The 18,492-nt window shown below is 62.4% G+C and carries 23 protein-coding genes; 17 read left to right on the top strand and 6 right to left on the bottom strand.

The genetic code is table 11. The features are described 5' to 3' along the window. Positions 1-5: 5 nt before the first annotated feature. From NTZ43_10055 to NTZ43_10030, 6 genes are all read right to left on the bottom strand, one after another. Complete coding sequence (locus NTZ43_10055; GenBank protein ID MCX5767550.1) at positions 6-722, bottom strand: response regulator; 717 nt, start codon at positions 720-722, stop codon at positions 6-8. A 90-nt stretch (positions 723-812) separates the two neighbouring features. Further along, entirely contained in the window at positions 813-1,496 is a 684-nt protein-coding gene (locus tag NTZ43_10050) for a hypothetical protein (GenBank protein MCX5767549.1), read from the bottom strand. A 6-nt stretch (positions 1,497-1,502) separates the two neighbouring features. After that, complete coding sequence (locus tag NTZ43_10045; protein MCX5767548.1) at positions 1,503-1,874, bottom strand: response regulator; 372 nt, start codon at positions 1,872-1,874, stop codon at positions 1,503-1,505. Between the two features lie 31 nt (positions 1,875-1,905). Next, on the bottom strand, positions 1,906-2,193 hold the full coding sequence (locus NTZ43_10040; GenBank protein ID MCX5767547.1) for a hypothetical protein: 288 nt from the start codon (positions 2,191-2,193) through the stop codon (positions 1,906-1,908). A 55-nt stretch (positions 2,194-2,248) separates the two neighbouring features. Next, complete coding sequence (locus tag NTZ43_10035; protein MCX5767546.1) at positions 2,249-2,563, bottom strand: hypothetical protein; 315 nt, start codon at positions 2,561-2,563, stop codon at positions 2,249-2,251. Beyond that, positions 2,563-2,781, bottom strand: a complete 219-nt coding sequence (locus NTZ43_10030; protein ID MCX5767545.1) for a hypothetical protein — start codon at positions 2,779-2,781, stop codon at positions 2,563-2,565. The genes NTZ43_10035 and NTZ43_10030 overlap by 1 nt, the downstream gene beginning before the upstream one ends. Before the next feature lie 227 nt (positions 2,782-3,008). Here NTZ43_10030 and flgL point away from each other — a divergent pair, with 227 nt between their 5' ends. The 17 genes from flgL (at position 3,009) to NTZ43_09945 (ending at position 18,485) form a co-directional block, all read left to right on the top strand. Further along, complete coding sequence (gene flgL, locus NTZ43_10025) at positions 3,009-3,908, top strand: flagellar hook-associated protein FlgL (protein ID MCX5767544.1); 900 nt, start codon at positions 3,009-3,011, stop codon at positions 3,906-3,908. Beyond that, the gene (fliW, locus tag NTZ43_10020) at positions 3,908-4,375 is read left to right on the top strand and encodes a flagellar assembly protein FliW (GenBank protein ID MCX5767543.1); all 468 of its coding nucleotides are present in this window, start codon (positions 3,908-3,910) and stop codon (positions 4,373-4,375) included. Before flgL ends, fliW begins: the two co-directional genes overlap by 1 nt. A 172-nt stretch (positions 4,376-4,547) precedes the next feature. Further along, complete coding sequence (locus tag NTZ43_10015; protein ID MCX5767542.1) at positions 4,548-5,672, top strand: flagellin; 1,125 nt, start codon at positions 4,548-4,550, stop codon at positions 5,670-5,672. A gap of 96 nt (positions 5,673-5,768) precedes the next feature. Further along, a complete protein-coding gene (fliD, locus tag NTZ43_10010) occupies positions 5,769-8,525 on the top strand; it encodes a flagellar filament capping protein FliD (protein ID MCX5767541.1) in 2,757 nt (918 codons plus the stop codon). 37 nt (positions 8,526-8,562) lie between these two features. Beyond that, entirely contained in the window at positions 8,563-8,961 is a 399-nt protein-coding gene (fliS, locus tag NTZ43_10005) for a flagellar export chaperone FliS (protein MCX5767540.1), read from the top strand. Beyond that, on the top strand, positions 8,958-9,323 hold the full coding sequence (locus NTZ43_10000) for a hypothetical protein (protein ID MCX5767539.1): 366 nt from the start codon (positions 8,958-8,960) through the stop codon (positions 9,321-9,323). The genes fliS and NTZ43_10000 overlap by 4 nt, the downstream gene beginning before the upstream one ends. A 188-nt stretch (positions 9,324-9,511) precedes the next feature. Beyond that, complete coding sequence (locus NTZ43_09995; protein MCX5767538.1) at positions 9,512-11,071, top strand: sigma-54 dependent transcriptional regulator; 1,560 nt, start codon at positions 9,512-9,514, stop codon at positions 11,069-11,071. A 212-nt stretch (positions 11,072-11,283) separates the two neighbouring features. Further along, a complete protein-coding gene (locus tag NTZ43_09990) occupies positions 11,284-11,580 on the top strand; it encodes a hypothetical protein (protein ID MCX5767537.1) in 297 nt (98 codons plus the stop codon). A 57-nt stretch (positions 11,581-11,637) separates the two neighbouring features. Next, positions 11,638-12,114 (top strand): flagellar basal body rod protein FlgC, encoded by a 477-nt coding sequence (gene flgC, locus NTZ43_09985; protein ID MCX5767536.1) that lies wholly within the window; start codon positions 11,638-11,640, stop codon positions 12,112-12,114. 11 nt (positions 12,115-12,125) lie between these two features. Beyond that, positions 12,126-12,479 carry a hypothetical protein gene (locus NTZ43_09980; protein MCX5767535.1) on the top strand — a complete coding sequence of 118 codons (354 nt, stop codon included), beginning with the start codon at positions 12,126-12,128 and terminating at the stop codon, positions 12,477-12,479. A 2-nt stretch (positions 12,480-12,481) separates the two neighbouring features. Continuing rightward, entirely contained in the window at positions 12,482-12,820 is a 339-nt protein-coding gene (fliE, locus tag NTZ43_09975; protein ID MCX5767534.1) for a flagellar hook-basal body complex protein FliE, read from the top strand. A gap of 7 nt (positions 12,821-12,827) precedes the next feature. Then, positions 12,828-14,363, top strand: coding sequence for a flagellar basal-body MS-ring/collar protein FliF (fliF, locus tag NTZ43_09970; protein MCX5767533.1), 1,536 nt, complete (start codon positions 12,828-12,830; stop codon positions 14,361-14,363). Between the two features lie 3 nt (positions 14,364-14,366). Then, complete coding sequence (fliG, locus tag NTZ43_09965) at positions 14,367-15,404, top strand: flagellar motor switch protein FliG (protein MCX5767532.1); 1,038 nt, start codon at positions 14,367-14,369, stop codon at positions 15,402-15,404. Further along, positions 15,391-16,059: a FliH/SctL family protein gene (locus tag NTZ43_09960; protein ID MCX5767531.1), complete on the top strand. Its 669-nt coding sequence runs from the start codon at positions 15,391-15,393 to the stop codon at positions 16,057-16,059. Before fliG ends, NTZ43_09960 begins: the two co-directional genes overlap by 14 nt. After that, complete coding sequence (locus NTZ43_09955; protein ID MCX5767530.1) at positions 16,052-17,389, top strand: FliI/YscN family ATPase; 1,338 nt, start codon at positions 16,052-16,054, stop codon at positions 17,387-17,389. Before NTZ43_09960 ends, NTZ43_09955 begins: the two co-directional genes overlap by 8 nt. After that, on the top strand, positions 17,386-17,865 hold the full coding sequence (gene fliJ / locus NTZ43_09950; GenBank protein ID MCX5767529.1) for a flagellar export protein FliJ: 480 nt from the start codon (positions 17,386-17,388) through the stop codon (positions 17,863-17,865). The genes NTZ43_09955 and fliJ overlap by 4 nt, the downstream gene beginning before the upstream one ends. Continuing rightward, positions 17,862-18,485: a hypothetical protein gene (locus tag NTZ43_09945; GenBank protein MCX5767528.1), complete on the top strand. Its 624-nt coding sequence runs from the start codon at positions 17,862-17,864 to the stop codon at positions 18,483-18,485. Before fliJ ends, NTZ43_09945 begins: the two co-directional genes overlap by 4 nt. Positions 18,486-18,492: the final 7 nt, after the last annotated feature.

Genomic DNA, 18,492 nt, shown 5'->3' with positions numbered 1-18,492 from the left:
GCAAACTAGGGCGCGGTCGCCGCCGCCGACAGGCGCGGGACGCGCGGTTCGCTGATCTCGGCGTCGGGCTCGTACGCGGCGGCTTCTACCAGTGCCGCATCGTGCAGTCGGGCGGCCTGATAATCCGCGCGGCCCGGCTCGAGCTCGCGCAGAATGTTCGCGGTGCGAAGCGCTCCGAGGTCGGTACAGGAGAGGACGGCGGCCGACACTAGCGCCGCGACCTTGAGTTCCGACGCATCGTCGTCAATAATCTGCGCGATGGCGTTGAGGCTATCCCGCACGCGATCGCGCATTTGGACGTAGGCATTGGCGGTGGTGCGTTTGCTCACCATCACGTCGCGCGACGACGGCACGCGCGTCGGCGTGCGCTCCAAGGCGCGGGTAATCCGTGCCGTTATCAGATCCGGCGCAATGGGTTTGATGACGAAATCCACAACGCCGAGCGCCCGCACCCGTTGAACAATATCGGCGGTCGCTTCACCTGTACAAAACAGGACCGGCACATCCCGTAACCACGGGAGCGTCCGCATCTCCTCGATCAGCTCAAGCCCGCTGCCATCGGGGAGCTGGATGTCGACCACCACCACACCGACAGGAACGGCGCGCAACTGTTCACGCGCCTCAGCAATCGTGCCTGCGAGTCGCGAGGGGAGTCGGAGCCGGCGCACGATCTGCGAGAGCAGCTCACCGGCAATCGGATCGTCTTCAATGAGCAGAATCATACCACCCCGCCTTTCTCCCGCCGCAATTGCGACAGCGCGCCCCGGAGTGGAACGCGCTGCTGCGCTGCTGGAGGTGCCCAGCCCTTCGTGTTAGGCCTTCGCGGTGACTCCAAACACGGAATCTGCAATCGCCTGACGCGTTTCCTGATTGTTCACCGTCGCGTGCATATCGAACGTTGGCGCCGATTCATTCATGGGCGGCAGTTCTTCGAGCGCCTTGGCGGAGCCAGCCGACGGGTCAAGAATCTGCATAAGGCGCAGCAGTTTCGATTCCATGTCGAGCAGCACATTCGACGCGTAGTTGATTTGTTGCGTCGTAATATCCTGGAACTGCAGCGCCCCGATGATGCCGAAGATTTCGTTGCGCAGCCCATCCTTGATGTTCTCGGAGCTTTCCTTGGTCGCGCCTTCGGCGTCGATTCTGTCAATCAACCCTTGCGCGCGGTCAAGTGCATCGAGAATGCCGGTCGTGGCCGTTTCCGTTGCCGAAGCTACTTCTTGCAACTTGGAGTGCGTATGCTGAATGCGCTCCACCGTGCTCTGCTCCAACATACTGCGACTGTCACGCAGGCTCTGAATGACATGCAAGATCTCGTTATTCGCCATCTGCAGGATGTACGGCAGCGACGCGAGCATGGTGCGCCCTTCTTTCGGTGCGTTTTCTACCGCCGGAGCAGGTTCCAGTCCGGCGTTCAGCTGTCCGAGTTCGCCCTCCACGAGCCGCAACGTTGCTTCGGACTCGTAGAGTACTTCAGCCGCGCGATTGGTTGACATGATGCATTACCCCGCCACCGCGGCCGTCAGCGCATCGATCTTTTCCTTCAAGATCTGCGGAGTGAACGGTTTCACGATGTAGTTGTTCACGCCCGACTCCAGGGCCGTGATGATGTCTTCCTTCAAGGAGCGCGTCGTCATCATGAGGATCGGGACGGTTTTGCCATCGTCTCGGGCCCGGACCGCACGCGCAAAGTCGACCCCACCGAGGTTCGGCATGTTCCAGTCGGTCACAATAAACCCGATGGAGCTGTCGAACTTGCCGAGGGCTTCTTTGCCGTCGGCAGCTTCGGTGATGTCGGTGAAGCCGATGCGCTGCAGCGAGTTCACGACAATCCGTCGCATCGTAGCCGAATCATCAATCACGAGGAACTTCATGAGACGTGCCCTGCTGGCTGAAGGTGTGTGACTAGAGGTCGCCGCTCTTCAGAATGCTTTGCGCGACCTGATCGACAATAGCGGTCGAGTCGTAGGCACCCTGCAGAATGCGCTGGCGAATAAGAGTGGTCCGCTCCGGCGTGAGCCCGCCGCCCTTGGCGAGCGCGCGCCCTTCTGCCGAGAGCTCGATGGTGTCGGGACGAGGCGCACGCGCCTGAGTCGCCTTGGCATCGACTTTCGTTCCCTGCGCCGGCGTCGCCGTATCACGGCTACGAATCGCTTGGGTTACAGCATCGAACGGAACCTTGGTGATTTTCATCGAAATCCTCCTGGGAGGTCAGTATCGGCGAGTGGGGAGCGAACTTGAATGAGCGTCACCGAGTGATGTCGAGTCGAGCCGTGGGTGCCGCAGCGGTCTCCGGCGGTTCGCCGGCTGGAGTGGCGGCGCGTGGCCCTCGTATGGCCAGTACATCCACCAGTTCCGATTCAGCATGCAGGCGGCCGAGTGCTTGGCGAATTGCGGCCGCCGAACGCCGGACCCGGTCCACGCCGACCGCGGCCTTCGCGATCACGTCGCCGATCTCCACGCGTTCAGCCGCGGACTCGTCATGACACACGACCTGATCGAACGAGGTGCGGACCAAGCCCGCCCACCGCGACGAAGGGGCATGCTGCCGTGCAGTTCCCATTAGCCCAAAACCTCCGGCGGTCTTTCCGCCGTACGGTACGCCGACGCCACGGCCTCGACTTCGTCGAGGTGCCGCGTTTCCTGCCGCACACGGTCGTCGGCCACTTCGAGTCGCGCATGTAGCGCGGCCCCAAAGGCCGACTCCGCTGCTTGGCTACTGACCGGGCGCTCAATGAGCTCAAGCGTTCCGGGCAGATGCCACTCGCGTCGGTTTATCACATTCTTATCTTCGGCACATTGGGCTCGGGACTTGAGCGGAAAAGTGCACCTTCTTCATTAGATGTAGCTGGCGCGATTGAGTTCGTTTTGTTCGGTATTTGTTCGTATTTATTCGGTCAATATGACCTGCACCCGGCAGAAAGGTCCCCTTTTGCCATCCTTCTACTGGCACGGATTCTGCACTCTCCCCTGTCGTTAGGATCAATCCGACCTCGGAGAACCCTGGAATGCGCATTACCAACAACCTCGCCACGCAACTCGCGATCTCGAACTTTACGACGGTTCGCGCGCAGCTCGACGCCGCCCAGTCCAAAGTCACGACAGGGCATAGCTTCGAAAAAGCATCGCAGGACCCGACGGCGGCGGCGAGCGTGATGCAGAGCGAGAGTCAGCTGAGCGCCCTCACGCAGTACACACGCAATGTCGGCACGGCGCAGCGGCGCGTGAGCGCCGAGGACAGCGCGCTCAGTCAGCTCAACGACCTGCTCACCCGAGCCAAAGAACTGGCCATGAGCCAGGCCACCGACACGGCGACGCCACAGACACGAGCCGCAGCCGGCGCCGAAGTGAACCAATTGCTCGCGCAAGCGGTGGCGATTTCCAACACAAAGGACGGCGACGAGTTCCTGTTCGGCGGCAACAACTCCACCGTCGCGCCCTACACGGCAAACACCGCCGGCGCGGCCTATACGTTCTCCGTCAATGCCGCCTCAGGCGGTGCCCGTCAGATTGAAATCAACCGCGGGCAGCGCATCGATTCCGCGCATGACGGCGCGCAGGTATTTGGCGACGCCAACTCAGGGATCCTGAAAACACTGCAGGACCTTGCCGGTGCGCTCAATGGCGGCACCCGCGACACCGTCGCCGCGACGCTCACGACGATCGACACGTCAATGAGCCAGATCCAATCGCTCATCGGCGAAACCGGCGCACGTGCCAACACGCTCGACATTACCAAGTCCAACATTACCGCGCTGTCCAATCAGCTCAAGGCATTCAAGTCCGACATACAAGACGTCGATCTTGAAACGGCGATGACTGAACTTGTATCTCGGCAGACGGCGTATCAGGCGGCATTGTCCGCTACCTCGCGCGTGCTAAACCTTTCGATCACGAGCTACTTGTGATGACCGCTTCGTCCATTGCGGTGCCGGTCGCCGGCGCGCGTCGTACCATTGCGTCGGAACTCTTCGGACCCGTCGACGTGGCGGAAGAACACATCCTCGAGTTCCGCGAAGGCATTTTGGGATTTCCCGCGTGCCACAGTTGGATTCTGATTGACGGTGCGAAGCCGGGAACCGCCTGGCTGCAGAGTGTCGACCATTCGACGCTCGCCTTTCTGCTCGCCGATCCGTTCGTCTTTTTCGAAGGATTCACGACGGAGCTTTCGCCGTCAGAGTTGTTTCGTTTAGATGCGCGCGATGCGAGCCAGCTCGCGGTGTTCGTGATTGTCACGCTCCCAGCGTCACGCACTGAGCAAGCCACCGCCAACTTGCAGGGACCGCTGATCATCAACGTCCATGCCAGCCGCGGCGCGCAGGTCGTGCTCGGCGAAACGGCGTGGAGTGTCCGTCAGCCTATCTCATTTAATTGAGAGCGATGCACGCGGTGCCAACACGGGCCGCGCGCAGACGCTGACGCACCATCACACCGACTCGCGCTAAAGTTCCTCGATGTCGCTCCGATACTGAACTCTGGAGCTACTGCACAGATGCAGCGGCTCATGAGGGAACGGATTCCCTCGACCATCAAACAGGGAGCAGGTCATGCGCATCAACACGAACGTCTCGGCACTTGCGGCAGCGAACAACCTCGGTCGCGTGCAGGACGCGGTCGCCAAGTCCAGCGAAAAGCTGTCCAGCGGTTTCCGCATCAACCACGCCTCGGATGACGCGGCGGGTCTTGGTATTGCCAACAGCTTGCGCGCCGACATCAAGGCGCTGACCCAGGCCTCGTCCAACGCCCAGCAGGCGAGTTCGGTGTTCGCCATCGCTGACGGCGCGGCGTCGTCGATTCAGTCCCTGCTCGAACGTATGAAGGAACTGGCCGCTCAGGCCGCGTCGGACACGGTTGACAACTCGGCTCGTGGCAAGATCTCGGCGGAATTCGTTTCGCTCCAGCAGGAAATCGACCGTACGACCGACACCGTGCAGTTCCAGAACCAGAAGTTGCTTGACGGCACCTACGGCGCCACGCAGTCCAACAACCTCGTCCAGGTTGGCGGACACACGTGGGACGTGACGTTCTCCGGCGCCCAGGCTGGCGCGTACACGCTGACATCGCTCTCCTCAGGCACGGACACGGCGACGTTGACGTTCGGTGGCGTGTCGCAGACGATCGCGGCCGTTGACAATCAGCGCACGTTGAACTTCGACGCGCTGGGCATCTCGATCGATACCGGCAACAACTACGCCGCGAACGATGGTACCACCGCCGGCTCGAACAGCACGAAGGTGATCACGGTGGTCGCCGGCTCGGGTAGCTTCCTCGTCGGCGCCGCGCACGGCGCGTACACGACGGATGACGTTCTTTCCGTCACCGGCAACAGCCTCGACCTGACGACGAGCACGATGGGCGTCGACACCGGAACGGTCGACGTACTCAGCCGCGCGAACGCTGCGGCCGCGCTGACCGCGATCGACACCGCGATTGGCACCGTGAACACCGCCCTTGGCGTCATCGGCGCCGGCCAGAACCGTATGACGGCCGCTATCGACAACGTCAAGACGACGATCCAGAACTTCAACTCGGCCGAGAGCATCATCCGCGACGTCGATATGGCGTCGGAAATGGTCAACTTCTCGAAGAACAACATCCTGGCACAGGCCGGCACCGCGATGCTCGCGCAGGCAAACCAGGCTGGTCAGAGCGTGTTGAAGCTCCTCCAGTAGTCTAAGGGGAGTGCAGGCGTAGCATGGGCGACGTCCCCGGGGCCGGTTTCGGCTCCGGGGACTTAGCCTCAGCAGGACCACACAGGGAGTAAGACCATGACGTCAGCTAGCGGTTCGTCCGGATTCGCCACCAATGCACAGCCCACTGCCACCGTCAACGGTGTGGTGAGCGGTATTCAATGGCAGACGATGGTTGACCAGATCATAGCGATCGACCAGAACAACGAACTCACGCCGGTCACGAACCGACAGTCCACGGCCCAGTCCGAAGCGGCAGCGTGGAATCAGATGAAGCAGGTGGTGAGCCAGGTGTATGTTGCGGCCGCCGCCATGAAGGACTCTTCCTCATTCGACCTGTTCAGCACAACCGTCGGCAACAGCGCCAGCACGGGTCATATGCTGCTCTCGGCCACGGCCTCCACGGGCGCGTCACCGGGGAAGTTTTCGGCCGAAGTGTTGCAACTCGCGCGCAGTGAAAAACTCGGCGGCAACGTCGTCACCAGCGCTTCCACGTCGCTGAACTTGAGCGGACAGTTTTCGCTCAACGGTGTCCTCATCACGGTCGTCGCCGCCGACTCGCTCGCGTCTATTCGCGAGAAGATCAACACATCGAATACCGGCACGACGCCATCCGGAGTCACGGCGACGATTATCGGCGCGGGTGCTGGTTCGCAGCTCGTGCTGACCAGCGACCTCACTGGCGCCGCCGGCATTCAAGCAACCGACACCACCGATGGCGTCCTCCAATCGCTGGGCTTCAGCGACGGTACGACGGTCGCTAATGTATCGGCATCGGGCGCCACGCAAACGAACCGCGTCTGGTCCACGACGACTGCGATCGCCGCCGCGCTTGGCGTGCCACTGCCGGCACCGTCCACGATTCGTGTTGGCGGGCAATCGATTACCGTGGATCTCAGCGTCGATTCACTCACGACGATCGCGGCCAAAATAAACGCAGCGCTACCGAGCAGTTCAGCGACCGTGGTGAGCGAAACCGTGGGAAGTCGCACCGCCTACCGACTACAGACCGATGCCACCGTCGAAGTCGACAGCGGCGCGGCGGTGCCCGCCGACAGCGCGAAGACGCTGCTGGCATTGGGATTCACCAACGCGGGGCGGGGCGGACTCACGGGCGCCATTGGCAGTGCGAACGTCTTTAGTAATGGCGTGGGCGGTGCCGCTGCCGGGGCAACGTTGTTGTCGAACGTCCAGATCGGCACACAAGCGCTGGCGCTCGCCACCAATGACGTGTTCACCATCAGCGGTACGCGTGGCGACGGCACGAGCGTCTCAACCACGTTCAAGATTACCAATGCGGCAACCGCCACGGTCAGCGATTTACTCGCGGCGATCAACGACGCTACATCGGGCTTCGGTTCTGGCACGCGGACAGCCACGGCCTCCATTGGCAACGACGGACGCATCGTCCTGACGGACAGCACCACGGGCGCTTCCCAGCTGGGACTGTCGCTCACCGTGGCGCGTGCGTCCGGCGGCACGATCAGCCTAGGCAGCTTCTCGACCGCCACGGGCGGCACGCTCGGTCGCAGTCGTGAACTCGTGGCGGGCACCGATGCGCAGATGCGCATTGACGGGCAAACCGTTGCGCGCGCGACGAACACCATCAGTGACGCAGTAGCAGGCGTCACATTCAACTTGCTCAGCGCCGAAGTCGGCTCAACCGTCACGGTGGATGTTTCGCATAATGTGTCCGCGCTCACCAGCGCACTCAACACGTTCGTGTCGGCCTACAACTCGGCAAAAAGCTGGGTCAAGCAGGCCACGGCAGCCGGTGGGGCGCTCGCGCACAACTACACGGCCAAGGCGATGGTGCAGTCGATGACGGACACGCTGCTTACGCCAATCATCGGCGCCAGCGGGTCGCTGACATCCGCCGCGATGGTCGGACTCCATCACGATAAAACCGGCGTATTGTCGCTCGATACGGCCGTGTTCCAGAAGATGGCCGCGTCGAACTTCTCGGATCTTCAGCGCTTGTTTACCGTCACCGGTACTACCAGCCACAGTCAGCTGTCCTTCATCGCTGCCGGATCCGCGGCGAAGCCATCGAACACACCGTACGCGGTCGCCATTACGCAGGCCGCGACGCTCGCGTCGGCATCGAGCTCGGTGTGGGCGGGTGGTCTATATGTGAACTCAGGAACCGCCGACACCATGGTGGTCACCGACGGCGCCAGCGGAAAGACAGGAACGATTTCGCTCGCGGGCGGCGACACGCTCGACGCTGTCGTGTCACGACTCAACACCGCATTTGCAGACAACGGCATCCGGTTGGTGGCATCGAACAGCGGCGGAAAATTCGCCGTCGATGCGCTCGACCACGGCACGCCAGGCGCGTTCACGGTGGCCTATACGCCGGGATCTGTTGGAGACGGTATTGCCTCACTCATTACGGCGGGATCGTACACCGGGCTCGACGTAGCGGGAACCATCAACGGCGAAGCCGCTACCGGGCGCGGTCAGCTGCTCACGGGAGCCAAGGGCAATGCGAATACGGACAGCATTCTCTTGCTCTTCGCCGGCACGACAACGCCGGTAAACGGTGACGCAGGAACGCTCTCGTTTTCGCTTGGCCTCGCCGGTACCCTTGCCAGGATTTCCGATGGCATTTCCGCGAACTTCGGCGGAACGGCCACGGGGCTGAGCTTTGCAGCCACCACGCGCGCCAGTAACCTCGACTCGCGGATCGCCGCCATTCAGGGGCGCCTCGATGCCCGACGCAAGCAACTCACCGCGCAGTTCACCGCCATGGAAGCCGCAATGTCGAAGTCGAACTCCTTGGGTTCGTACCTCACATCGCAGATGAATGCGCTTCAGGCGCAGTCGAAATAGCCGATACTCCTAAAAGACCTCTGAAGGAGCAACAGGCTTGTCTAATCCGTATTCCTCGTCGGCCAACACTGCGTACCGTGAATCGCAGGTCCTCACTTCGAGCCCCGGCCAACTGGTGGTGCTCACATTCGACGGGCTTCTCACTGCGCTCGCGCGGGCTCGGGTCGGCATTACGGCAAAGAAGGTCGAGGTCCGGTGCGCGGGCTTTGAGAAGTCGCTTGCGATCGTCGGTGAACTGCTGGGATCGTTAGACCGTGAGCGCGGTGGCAACATCGCACACGAACTCAGTGCGCTCTATGTATTCTTGCTCGGCGAACTCTCCACCCTCGGCGTTCGCCCCGATCTCGCCAAGCTCGACAAAGTCATCGCCATCGTGCGCGAACTGCGCGATGCGTTCCACACTATTGCGGCCACGCCGCGCCGAGAGGTTGCGTGATCGCTTCGCCAGAGTCTGTGATTGAACGGCTCGAGCAACTCGAGCGCCTCTTTGACCATGCCCGCTGCCACGCGGCGCATGATGCCTTGGCGCTCGGGGAAATTTTTGAGCAGGCCGACGGGATTCTCGCCGAAGTACGGGCGTCTGGCATTGAACAGACGACCGGACCGGGGCGCGACGCCGTGATCGAAGCCGCCGAGCGTGCTCGGCAGAGCCATGGTGCCATGACACACGCCATCGGCATCGAAGTCGCACGGGTGGGACGCGAGCTCGCCCAGCTGTCAAAAGGCAGCGCGGCGGCCGTCGGCTACACGAGCGCCTCTCGGAACTCAAATACCGGTCTGCTCAGCCGCTCGCTCTAGCAGGCCGGCTGGGCTCATCTACATCTATTAAGAAGCATCGTCGCGCACGGGGCTTTTGGACCGTTCGCGACCGTTGCTTTGTCACGGTATTTCGCCCCTCAACTCCCGAATACCACCCGGCAAGAGTTGCCGGGTGAGGGTTTTGGGTATATCGTTGCTCAGGTTGCACGATCCCCAGACGCCCCCGAATGGCTTCCATACTGTACGTCGACGACGATCCGTCAGTCGGCCTCATCTTGCAGGACACGCTCGAGCGCGCCGGTCATCACACGGCGGGCGCGCGCAACGTGCCGGAAGCTTTTCAAGTTCTCGCGCGCGGCGGCATTGACCTCATCATCTCGGATTACCGGATGCCGGGGTTGTCGGGCTTGGAGTTCCTGAATCTCCTCGCGCGCGATGGCTACGATGTGCCGCTCATTATGCTCACGGGCTACGCGAGCATTGAGAACGCGGTCGCAAGTATCAAAGCGGGCGCCGTCGATTACATCACCAAGCCTATTCGCCCGCAGCAGCTCGAGCTCGCCGTAGACCAGGCGCTTGAGTTCGTGCGCCTGCGCCGAGAGAACGAAGCGCTCCGTCGAGAGGTGATGGAGTTCCGCAACGAACGTCAGATTATTGGCGATTCCGTTCCGTTGCGCCGCATTCTCCAAACCGTTGCGATGGCCGCGCCCACGCGCGCCACCGTCTTGCTGCAGGGCGAGAGCGGCACCGGCAAAGAACTCTTTGCCCGCGCCATTCACGACCGCAGCGACCGCGCCGACCGCGCCTTTATTCAGCTGAACTGCGCCGCCCTCCCAGAGGGACTCATCGAAAGTGCGCTCTTTGGGCACGAGCGGGGCGCCTTTACCGGCGCTATCAAGCGGGTCGAAGGTGCCTTTGAGCGCGCCCACCGCGGCACGCTCCTGCTCGACGAAGTCAGTGAAATGCGGCTCGACTTGCAGGCCAAGTTGCTGCGCGTGCTCCAAGAGCAGGAGTTTGAGCGGGTCGGTGGCACCACGCCGATTCGCGTTGACGTACGCATTATCGCCACCACCAACCGCGACCTCGCCGCCGACGCCGCGGCCGGTACCTTCCGCCGCGATCTCTACTACCGGCTCGGCGTCATCCCGATTCTCATTCCCCCCCTTCGCGAGCGGCCAGAAGATATTCCGCTGCTCGCCATGCGCTTTGCCGTAAAGACCGGCACCGAAATGGGGAAGGAAGTCCGCGGCATCTCTCCGGAGGCGCTGGACTTCCTCACCGCCCAGGAGTGGCTGGGGAATGTTCGGGAACTGCAGCACGCGGTGGAACGCGCGGTCATTCTCTCGAATGACCCAATTATTCAGGTGCATGCCTTTGATCCGCTACGCTACGGGCTGACCCCCGTAGCCGGGATCAACCAGATTCCTCCGTCGGCACGCCCCGCCTCGCTGGGCGCGGGACCCACTCACTTCGCGCCCCCCGCCCCGCCTCTTCCGATGGCGGGGAGCGTCACCGAAGGGCCAACCGCTCCGAGCTCGATGTCCCGCCGTTCCGATGGCGGAGCACCGGCCGCCCAAAGTTCCTCGGGCGTGTTGCTCAACTCGCTGAATGTTGCGGACGCCGAACGGGTGCTGATCGAACGTGCCCTTGAGGCCGCGGGCGGAAACCGCACCCGCGCCGCCGAAATGCTGGGAATTTCGGTCCGGACGCTCCGCAATAAATTGAATAGCCCTGGCGGAGCCGATGGGGCCACAGAAGGTGTCATAGAAGGTGACAGCGCGCCTTAGGAACTAGACACATTGGGTTACCAGCGGGGGTCAGTCGGCAACTATTGCCGACTGACCCCCGCTTTTTGCACCCATCGGCCATCCTGACTAATGGTCCCAATTATGAGCTAACTCGTTGTCAATAAACAACTAACGCCGCGCATACGGACCACGCCGCGGGCGTGGCACTGGGGTTGCATTTAGGATGGTCGACAACCCTACCCGGAATCTCTATGTCGATCGACCTCGTTGGCAGAACCACGATGGCAAACCAGCTCAAGGCGAGCCTAGATGTGAGCGTTCAGCGCTCACGCTCTATCGCCGATCGGGTGGCACGTGCCACGGCTCAGCAGCAGGGCGGGTTTTCGCTGCCCGAGACCGGCGCCACGCCTGGGAGCCAAGAAGAAGGGCCGATCAACATCGAATCCGAGATGGTCAGCCTCGCCGACGAGCAGCTCCGCTTTGAAGCGACCGCGAAGTTGCTGAAAGAAGCCTATCAAGGGCTTCGCGAAGCCCTCAAGGGACAGTAAGCCATGCCAAAACCCATCGGATTTCTTCCCACCGGTGTGCAGCCGCTCGCGCGGCCGATGTTTCGCACACTGGGTATTGCCGCGAGCGGACTCTCCGCGCAGCGCGTGCGGATGGAAACCATCGCCACCAACATCGCCAACGCCGAAACGACGCGCACCGAAGGTGGTGGCCCGTATCGTCGTCGCGTGGTGGAAATGCAGGCCGCAGATCCGTCGCAGTTCAGCGAGGCCTATGCGAGTGCGAGCGGTGTGGCCGGCGTGACGTCGGTGACGCCGGACTCGGTGGTGGGCAATGCGCCCGCCGATCGCGCGGCCGGCGTGCAGGTCACGGCCATCACCGAAGACGCGCGCGAAGGACCGCTCGTGTACGACCCGAGTCATCCGGATGCCAACAAGGATGGCTATGTGCGCTATCCGAACGTGCGCGTGACCGATGAGATCGTTGACTTGATGGATGCGCGCCGGATGTACGAGGCGAACGCGACCGTGTTTCAGGCCACTAAGTCGATGCTGCGTCGCAGCATCGACATCTAAGAGATATCCAGATGAGTCTTTCCGGCGTCAACAACTCTCTCCGCGACGCGCTCACCGCGCGCCTCGATCAGACGCAGACGCGTCCTGCCAACGGCGAAGCAACTCGCGCCTTGGGCACGCGCGCTGACAGCTCGAAACTGGACAGTGCCGCCAACGCGCAGCGCCCGGCCGTCACGGCGAGTGGTGTGCAGGCGCCGGCGGGCACCGATCCGGCGCTCTGGAGCATCCTCACGAATGAAGAGCGCAACTTCTTTGCGCGCTCGGCGAGCTCTGGTCCGCTGACGTATTCGAAAGTCATGAATCTGAAGACCCCGACCACCAACGCGCCGCCGATTCGCGGTCGCCGACTCGACATCAGGGCCTGATTATGAGCGATCCAATTGGCGCAGCGGCGTCGCGATTCACGCAGGGACTGTCCACCAAGATCGGCCAAGGCCTCGGTGACACCGGTGCGAGGCAGGTACCGCTGCTCGGTGGCAACGACGGTTCGTCGTTCGGCGATTCGCTCAAGCGTGCGCTGAATGATGTGGGCGCCCAGCAGGACAAGGCGGCCGACACGCTCGGCGCGTTCATTCGCGGCGACAACGTCGAAATCCATCAAGTGATGGCCGCAACCGAAGAAGCGCAGATCTCGCTGCAGATGCTGATTGAGGTCCGCAACAAATTCACCGAAGCGTATCGCACGCTCGCCAACATGCAGGGTTGACGGTTAGATGCTCAACGAACTGATCGACCGCGTTGGAGGGTTGCGCCGAGTGTTGATCGGCGCTGTCGGCCTCGGTGTTGCCGTGCTGATTCTCGTCGCCTCACGTGTCGCGACCGCGCCGACGATGGTGCCGGCCATTACGAACGTGCCGCTACAGACGGCCTCGGAACTCGCCGACCGGCTCACGCAGGCTGGCATCAAGTACGAGCTCGCACGTGGTGGCGCGGAAATTCTTGTCGCCGAAACGGACTTGGCGCGCGCCCGCGTGGCGCTGGCGAAGGACGGACTCCCAGGCGGCAATCGTCCAGGGCTCGAGCTGTTTGACCGGCCGAGCTGGGGATGGAACGACTTTACGCAGCGCGTGAATTATCGTCGCGCGCTTGAGGGAGAACTCGAGCGCACGATTGGCCGCATGCGCGGCATTGAGCGCGCTGAGGTTCACCTCGCCATTTCGGAGCAGCCCGCGTTTCGCCGCGCCGATGACCGTCCGGCAACGGCGTCGGTGCTGATCGCGATGCGCAGTGGCGGACAGCCGGCCCCGGAAGTCGTGGCCGGCATCGCGCATCTGGTATCGTCGAGCGTCGACGGACTTGGCCCGGACAACGTCAGCATTCACGACGAAACGGGACGCCTCTTCTCTGAACCCAACGACGGCGGCACAGCGCTTGGCTTGAGCAGCAAGCAGCTGCGCGTGCAGCAGGACGTGGAGAAGTACCTCGAAAAGAAAGCGCAGGATCTTATTTCGGAGATGGTCGGTCACAACAACGCCAGCGTGCGTGTGTCGGCCGCGATCAACTTCGACAAAGTGGAGCGCACGGTGCAGGAGATCAATCCTGACAAGCAGGCGCTCACCAACGAACAGAAAAACGAAATCACGCCTGGTGCACAGGGCGGCGCGGCCAGCACGAACGTGGCCAATAGCTACGAAAACTCCAAGAGCACTGAAGTCTTCTCGGGCGCCATTGGCAACATCAAGCGGCTCACGGTGGCGGTGCTGATCAACGACAAGCGCATTGCCCAGAGCGGCGCGGCCGATACGATTCCCCGCTACAAGGCACGCACGGCCGAAGAACTGGCGCGCATTGAGATGCTCGTCCGTAGCGCCGTGGGTGTCGATAGTGCCCGTGGAGACGTAGTGAGTGTGGCGAGTCAGCAGTTCGAAACGCCAAAGACCGTCTTTGAACCCGCGCCGGCGCCGGACATGGCGCAGCGTGTGGAGCAGTTCCAGCGCCCAGTACTCACGGGTGTCGGTCTCTTGCTGGCGTTTGTGCTCGCGATGGCGGCGATGAAGTCGCTCAAGGGTAAGGGCACGACTGGCGGCGGGCGTGGCGCGCAGCTCGCGCTCGCCGGTGTTGGCTCGCCCGCTGCGCTTTCGGCGGGAGCCGATGCGCCGGTGCGTCAGGCGCTCAAGGCGCCTGCGGCGAGCCGGTTTGAGTTCCCAGAAGCCGACACCGAACTTCGTGATCGCGTAGTCCACACGGTCTCGAAGGATCCCGATAGTGCCGCGCGGTTGCTGAAGACTTGGATGAAGGAAGAGGCATAAACCATGGCACAGGCCATCCGCCTACACGACGATGGAAAGCCGCGCTACAATGGTCGCCAGAAGGCGGCGATTCTGTGCATGGCACTCGGTGCTGAACAGGCCGCGAAGATCACGCAGAAGTTGAGCGGCGACGAAGTGGAAGCGATCTCCTTTGAGATTGCGCGTATGGATCGTGTCGAGCCGGCCGCCGCCGAACAGGTGTTGCTGGAATGGGTCGAGACGGCCGTCGCCAGCGAGGCGCTCTCCACGGGCGGCGTGGACTATTGCAAGGAAATTCTAGAGAAGGCCTTTGGCGCACAGAAAGCGCAGGGCATTCTCAAACGCGTCGTAAGCCAGCTGTCCGACAACGCGGGGCTGCAGCGCCTGCGCACGGCAGACCCGGTGCAGATTGCCAACACGTTCCGCAATGAACACCCCCAGACGATCGCGCTGATTCTCGCGCATCTCGCGCCGCCGCAGACCGCGGCGGTGTTCAAGGAATTTGATCCGGCCCTCTCCACCGACGTGGCCTACCGCATGGCGAAGATGGAGAAGGTGTCGCCAGAAATGTTGATGCTCATCGAACGCTCCCTGGGCACCGACATCGACCTCGACTTTCAGGCGGGGATGGCGCTCGCCGGTGGGCCGGCGGCCGTGGCGGCCGTGCTCAATCTCGTGCAGGGTGGACTCATGCAGGCGATTCTCGAGAAGGTCGCCGAGCACGACAGCGAGCTTTCGACGCAGATCAAGAACTTGATGTTCGTGTTCGAGGACATGATCCAGCTCGAAGATCCCGCTATTCAGCGCGTCCTCAAAGATATCGATACCAAAACACTCGCTCTTGCCCTCAAGGGCGCGAGCGCGGAACTCAAGACCCGCATCATGGCGCAGATGTCGCAGCGCGCCGTCACCGGGCTCAAGGACGAAATGGAAATGCTGGGACCGGTACGCATGAAGGAAGTCGAAGCGGCACAGGCGGCCATTGTTGCTCAGGCTCGCGTACTCGAAGAGGCCGGAGAAATCGTCCTCAACGCCTCGGCAAACGACATTGTCGTTTCGTAACGCTTCCAGCTTCCGGCACGCTGGGTTGGCGGGCACCACGTCTACGTGGAGTCCCGACGATCTCGGCGGCGGCCGGCCAGCGTTCGACGCCTTTGGGGTCCCCACTCCGCGCCTCGATCCGGCTGCCGAAGCACAGCGTTTGCGCGACAAAGAACTGTCCGATGCCTACGCGCTCGGCTTTGAAGAAGGACGTCGTGAAGGCGAGGAAGGCGAACACGCGCGTTTGCAGCACGTGTTGCGCGCCGCAGAAGACGCCCTGAACGTGCTTCGCACGAACGAAGAACGTTGGAATGGATCGATCGAAGAAAATATCGCGGCCTTGGCCACCATCATCGCGCGACACGTGATTGACCGTGAAATCGCGTCCGACGAAGGCATCGTGCTGAAGCTCGTGCGCCGCGCGCTTGGTGAGTTCCCGATTGATCAGGCGGTTCGCATTCGTGTCAATCCCAACGATCTCGCATTGATCGAAGCCCACGGCGGCCTCGATCAGGCCGACCTTGGGCCGCGTCGCGAATCGCACTGGATTGCCGATCACCGCATCTCGACGGGTGGCTGCGTCGTTGAAGGCCGCGATCGGATCATCGATGGTCGCGTAGACACTGCGCTCGAACGCGCGTACCGCCGCCTCGCCTACACCTCCACCAATGCCTGAGTTGCTCGCTCGCCGCATCGCCGATCTGCCGCGCCTCGCGCGGTATGGTCGCGTCGTTCGCATCACCGGACTCGTCGTGGAGGCCGTGGGCATTGACGTCGGACTCGGCGAGATCTGCCGGATTTCGTCGTTGACCGAAGGACGCTCTGTGCTGGCCGAAGTGTGCGGCTTTCACGACAAAGGTGTCTTACTCATGTCACTCGGCGAACTCGAGGGCATTCACCCCGGTTCGATGGTGGTGCCGCTCGGCCGTTCGTTTGGTGTTGACGTGGGCCCGGGCCTGCTCGGCCGCGTGCTCAACGGACTCGGCCAGCCGATTGACGGCGGCCCCAAACTCGACTTCACAGAACGCATGCCGCTCTCCGCGGAGCCGCCGAACCCCTTGCATCGCCAGGTCATTGACCAGCCGATGGAGACGGGCGTGCGCACCGTGGACGGCCTGCTGACCATCGGTCGCGGCCAGCGCGTGGGCATCTTCGCCGGTTCGGGCGTGGGCAAGAGTACGCTACTCGGCATGATTGCGCGCCAGGCCAAGGCCGACGTCAACGTCATTGCCTTGCTCGGCGAACGTGGTCGCGAAGTGCGCGACTTCATTGAAAACTCTCTCGGCCCCGAAGGACTCGCCCGCTCGGTGATTGTCGTAGCAACCGGCGACCAGGCCGCGCTCGTTCGCGCACGCGGTGCGTTGGTGGCTACGGCCATCGCTGAATATTTCCGCGATCAGGGCAAGCAAGTGTTGCTGATGGTTGATTCCGTGACGCGCGTTGCGATGGCGTGGCGCGAGATCGGTTTGGCTATTGGCGAGCCGCCAACTACAAAGGGCTATCCGCCCTCGGTGTTCGCGGCGCTACCGCGCTTGCTCGAACGTGCCGGCAACGGCGCCAAGGGTGGTATCACTGGCATCTATACGGTGCTTGTGGACGGCGACGACTTCAACGAGCCCGTGGCCGACGCTGCGCGATCCATTCTCGACGGCCATATCGTTCTGACCCGTAAGCTCGCCGCCGGCGCGCATTATCCGTCGATTGACGTGCTCGACAGTAAGAGCCGCGTGAAAGACCATGTCACGACGAAAGAGCACCAGCAGGCCGTGCTCACGCTCATGCGCTGCGAAGCGGCATTCCGCGAGAAAGAAGACCTGATTCTCGTGGGCGCGTACGCCAAGGGGAGTGATCCGATGGTGGACGCCGCCATTCAGTTGCGTGAACCTATCCTGAACTTCCTTCGGCAGACGCCGCTCGAACACACGGTGTTTGGCGACGCGCGGAGTCAGTTGATTGCGCTCGCCGCAAAGATCGACGCCGCATGTAACCGTAGGTCCGTGGCATGACCGCGCCGCGTTTCCGATTTGCACTTCAACGTCTACTCACGATGCGGCAGAAAGCCGAACGTGAAGCAGCCGTTGAACTTGCGACGGCGAACAACGCCGAGTCGGCTGCGCGACTCAACAAGGACGCCTTGGCGGAACGCCGCGCCGAGGCACGCGATGTCATGCTCCCCGGTCTGGGTCAGTCGCAGACCATCGGCGCGATCCGGCAGGTGGCATTTCTGATGGAGCAGCTCGACACCCGAATCGTCGGCGCCGCCGAGTTGGTCGCGGCTGCGGAACGGAGTGTGCAGGAGAAACAGGGTAAGCTCGGCGAGCGTGTGCGGGATAGGCGAGTGTTGGACCGCCTGCGCGAGCGTCAGCTGGAGAGCTGGAAGGTGGAAGATGCACGGGCGGAGCGGGATGTGATGGATGGCATTGGCCGCACGCGCTTTATGGATAACGGCAGGCAGGCTTCTCAAACGAACGACGATCAATGAAAAAGTCCATTATCATCGCTGCTATTCTTTTTGCACTCGGACTGGGCGGTAGTATCGCCGTCGTCGTGCAACGGGAAAAGGCTGCCGTTGCGGAAGCGACGAAGAAGCTTGCGGCGAAGACAGACAGTCTCGCAAAGGCGAAAGCACCGACAGCCGCAGCCCCAAGTGAAGAGCTTGCAAAGGCCGCCGCGCTTCCGGAGGCGGCCGCTGTTGAGCCCGCCAGCGCCGAAGCCACGAAGGAAGCTGCCGCACCGGCCAAGGCCGAGCCGATGGCCGCGCCTGCTACGGCAAAGGTTGCCGGGTCGGATGCGAAAGTCGTGAGCGCCCCAGAATCGAAAAAGACAGCGCCCGCCACTCCCGCAGCAAAGGTGGCAGCACCCGCGCCCGCGACTGTTGGATCACCGAATATTGTGGCCGGTGGACGTCTATCGAAAATCTTTAGTACGATGTCTTCAAAGGACGCGGCGAAAGTGCTCGAGCAGATGGATGAAGCCGATGTCCTGACCATCCTCGGCGCCTTGCCAGACAAGAAGGCCGGTGAGGTGATGACGATGATGCCCGCAGCACGCGCGGCCGCTCTGAGTAAAGTGCTGCTCAAGGGTAAGGTTGCGTCCAAGTGAGCAACGT

It is taken from the genome of Gemmatimonadota bacterium (assembly GCA_026387915.1).
Taxonomy (GTDB): Bacteria; Gemmatimonadota; Gemmatimonadetes; order Gemmatimonadales; family Gemmatimonadaceae; genus Fen-1231.
The sequence above is the reverse complement of the archived record's forward strand: the minus strand, read 5'-3'. Positions and strand labels throughout refer to the sequence as shown.

What these genes read in the sequence shown, in the direction of transcription:
- NTZ43_10055 (MCX5767550.1), bottom strand. Translation starts at nt 722, where the DNA reads ATGATTCTGCTCATTGAAGACGATCCGATTGCCGGTGAGCTGCTCTCG.
- NTZ43_10050 (MCX5767549.1), bottom strand. Translation starts at nt 1,496, where the DNA reads ATGTCAACCAATCGCGCGGCTGAAGTACTCTACGAGTCCGAAGCAACG.
- NTZ43_10045 (MCX5767548.1), bottom strand. Translation starts at nt 1,874, where the DNA reads ATGAAGTTCCTCGTGATTGATGATTCGGCTACGATGCGACGGATTGTC.
- NTZ43_10040 (MCX5767547.1), bottom strand. Translation starts at nt 2,193, where the DNA reads ATGAAAATCACCAAGGTTCCGTTCGATGCTGTAACCCAAGCGATTCGT.
- NTZ43_10035 (MCX5767546.1), bottom strand. Translation starts at nt 2,563, where the DNA reads ATGGGAACTGCACGGCAGCATGCCCCTTCGTCGCGGTGGGCGGGCTTG.
- flgL (MCX5767544.1), top strand. Translation starts at nt 3,009, where the DNA reads ATGCGCATTACCAACAACCTCGCCACGCAACTCGCGATCTCGAACTTT.
- fliW (MCX5767543.1), top strand. Translation starts at nt 3,908, where the DNA reads ATGACCGCTTCGTCCATTGCGGTGCCGGTCGCCGGCGCGCGTCGTACC.
- NTZ43_10015 (MCX5767542.1), top strand. Translation starts at nt 4,548, where the DNA reads ATGCGCATCAACACGAACGTCTCGGCACTTGCGGCAGCGAACAACCTC.
- fliD (MCX5767541.1), top strand. Translation starts at nt 5,769, where the DNA reads ATGACGTCAGCTAGCGGTTCGTCCGGATTCGCCACCAATGCACAGCCC.
- NTZ43_09995 (MCX5767538.1), top strand. Translation starts at nt 9,512, where the DNA reads ATGGCTTCCATACTGTACGTCGACGACGATCCGTCAGTCGGCCTCATC.
- NTZ43_09990 (MCX5767537.1), top strand. Translation starts at nt 11,284, where the DNA reads ATGTCGATCGACCTCGTTGGCAGAACCACGATGGCAAACCAGCTCAAG.
- flgC (MCX5767536.1), top strand. Translation starts at nt 11,638, where the DNA reads ATGTTTCGCACACTGGGTATTGCCGCGAGCGGACTCTCCGCGCAGCGC.
- NTZ43_09980 (MCX5767535.1), top strand. Translation starts at nt 12,126, where the DNA reads ATGAGTCTTTCCGGCGTCAACAACTCTCTCCGCGACGCGCTCACCGCG.
- fliE (MCX5767534.1), top strand. Translation starts at nt 12,482, where the DNA reads ATGAGCGATCCAATTGGCGCAGCGGCGTCGCGATTCACGCAGGGACTG.
- fliF (MCX5767533.1), top strand. Translation starts at nt 12,828, where the DNA reads ATGCTCAACGAACTGATCGACCGCGTTGGAGGGTTGCGCCGAGTGTTG.
- fliG (MCX5767532.1), top strand. Translation starts at nt 14,367, where the DNA reads ATGGCACAGGCCATCCGCCTACACGACGATGGAAAGCCGCGCTACAAT.
- NTZ43_09955 (MCX5767530.1), top strand. Translation starts at nt 16,052, where the DNA reads ATGCCTGAGTTGCTCGCTCGCCGCATCGCCGATCTGCCGCGCCTCGCG.
- fliJ (MCX5767529.1), top strand. Translation starts at nt 17,386, where the DNA reads ATGACCGCGCCGCGTTTCCGATTTGCACTTCAACGTCTACTCACGATG.
- NTZ43_09945 (MCX5767528.1), top strand. Translation starts at nt 17,862, where the DNA reads ATGAAAAAGTCCATTATCATCGCTGCTATTCTTTTTGCACTCGGACTG.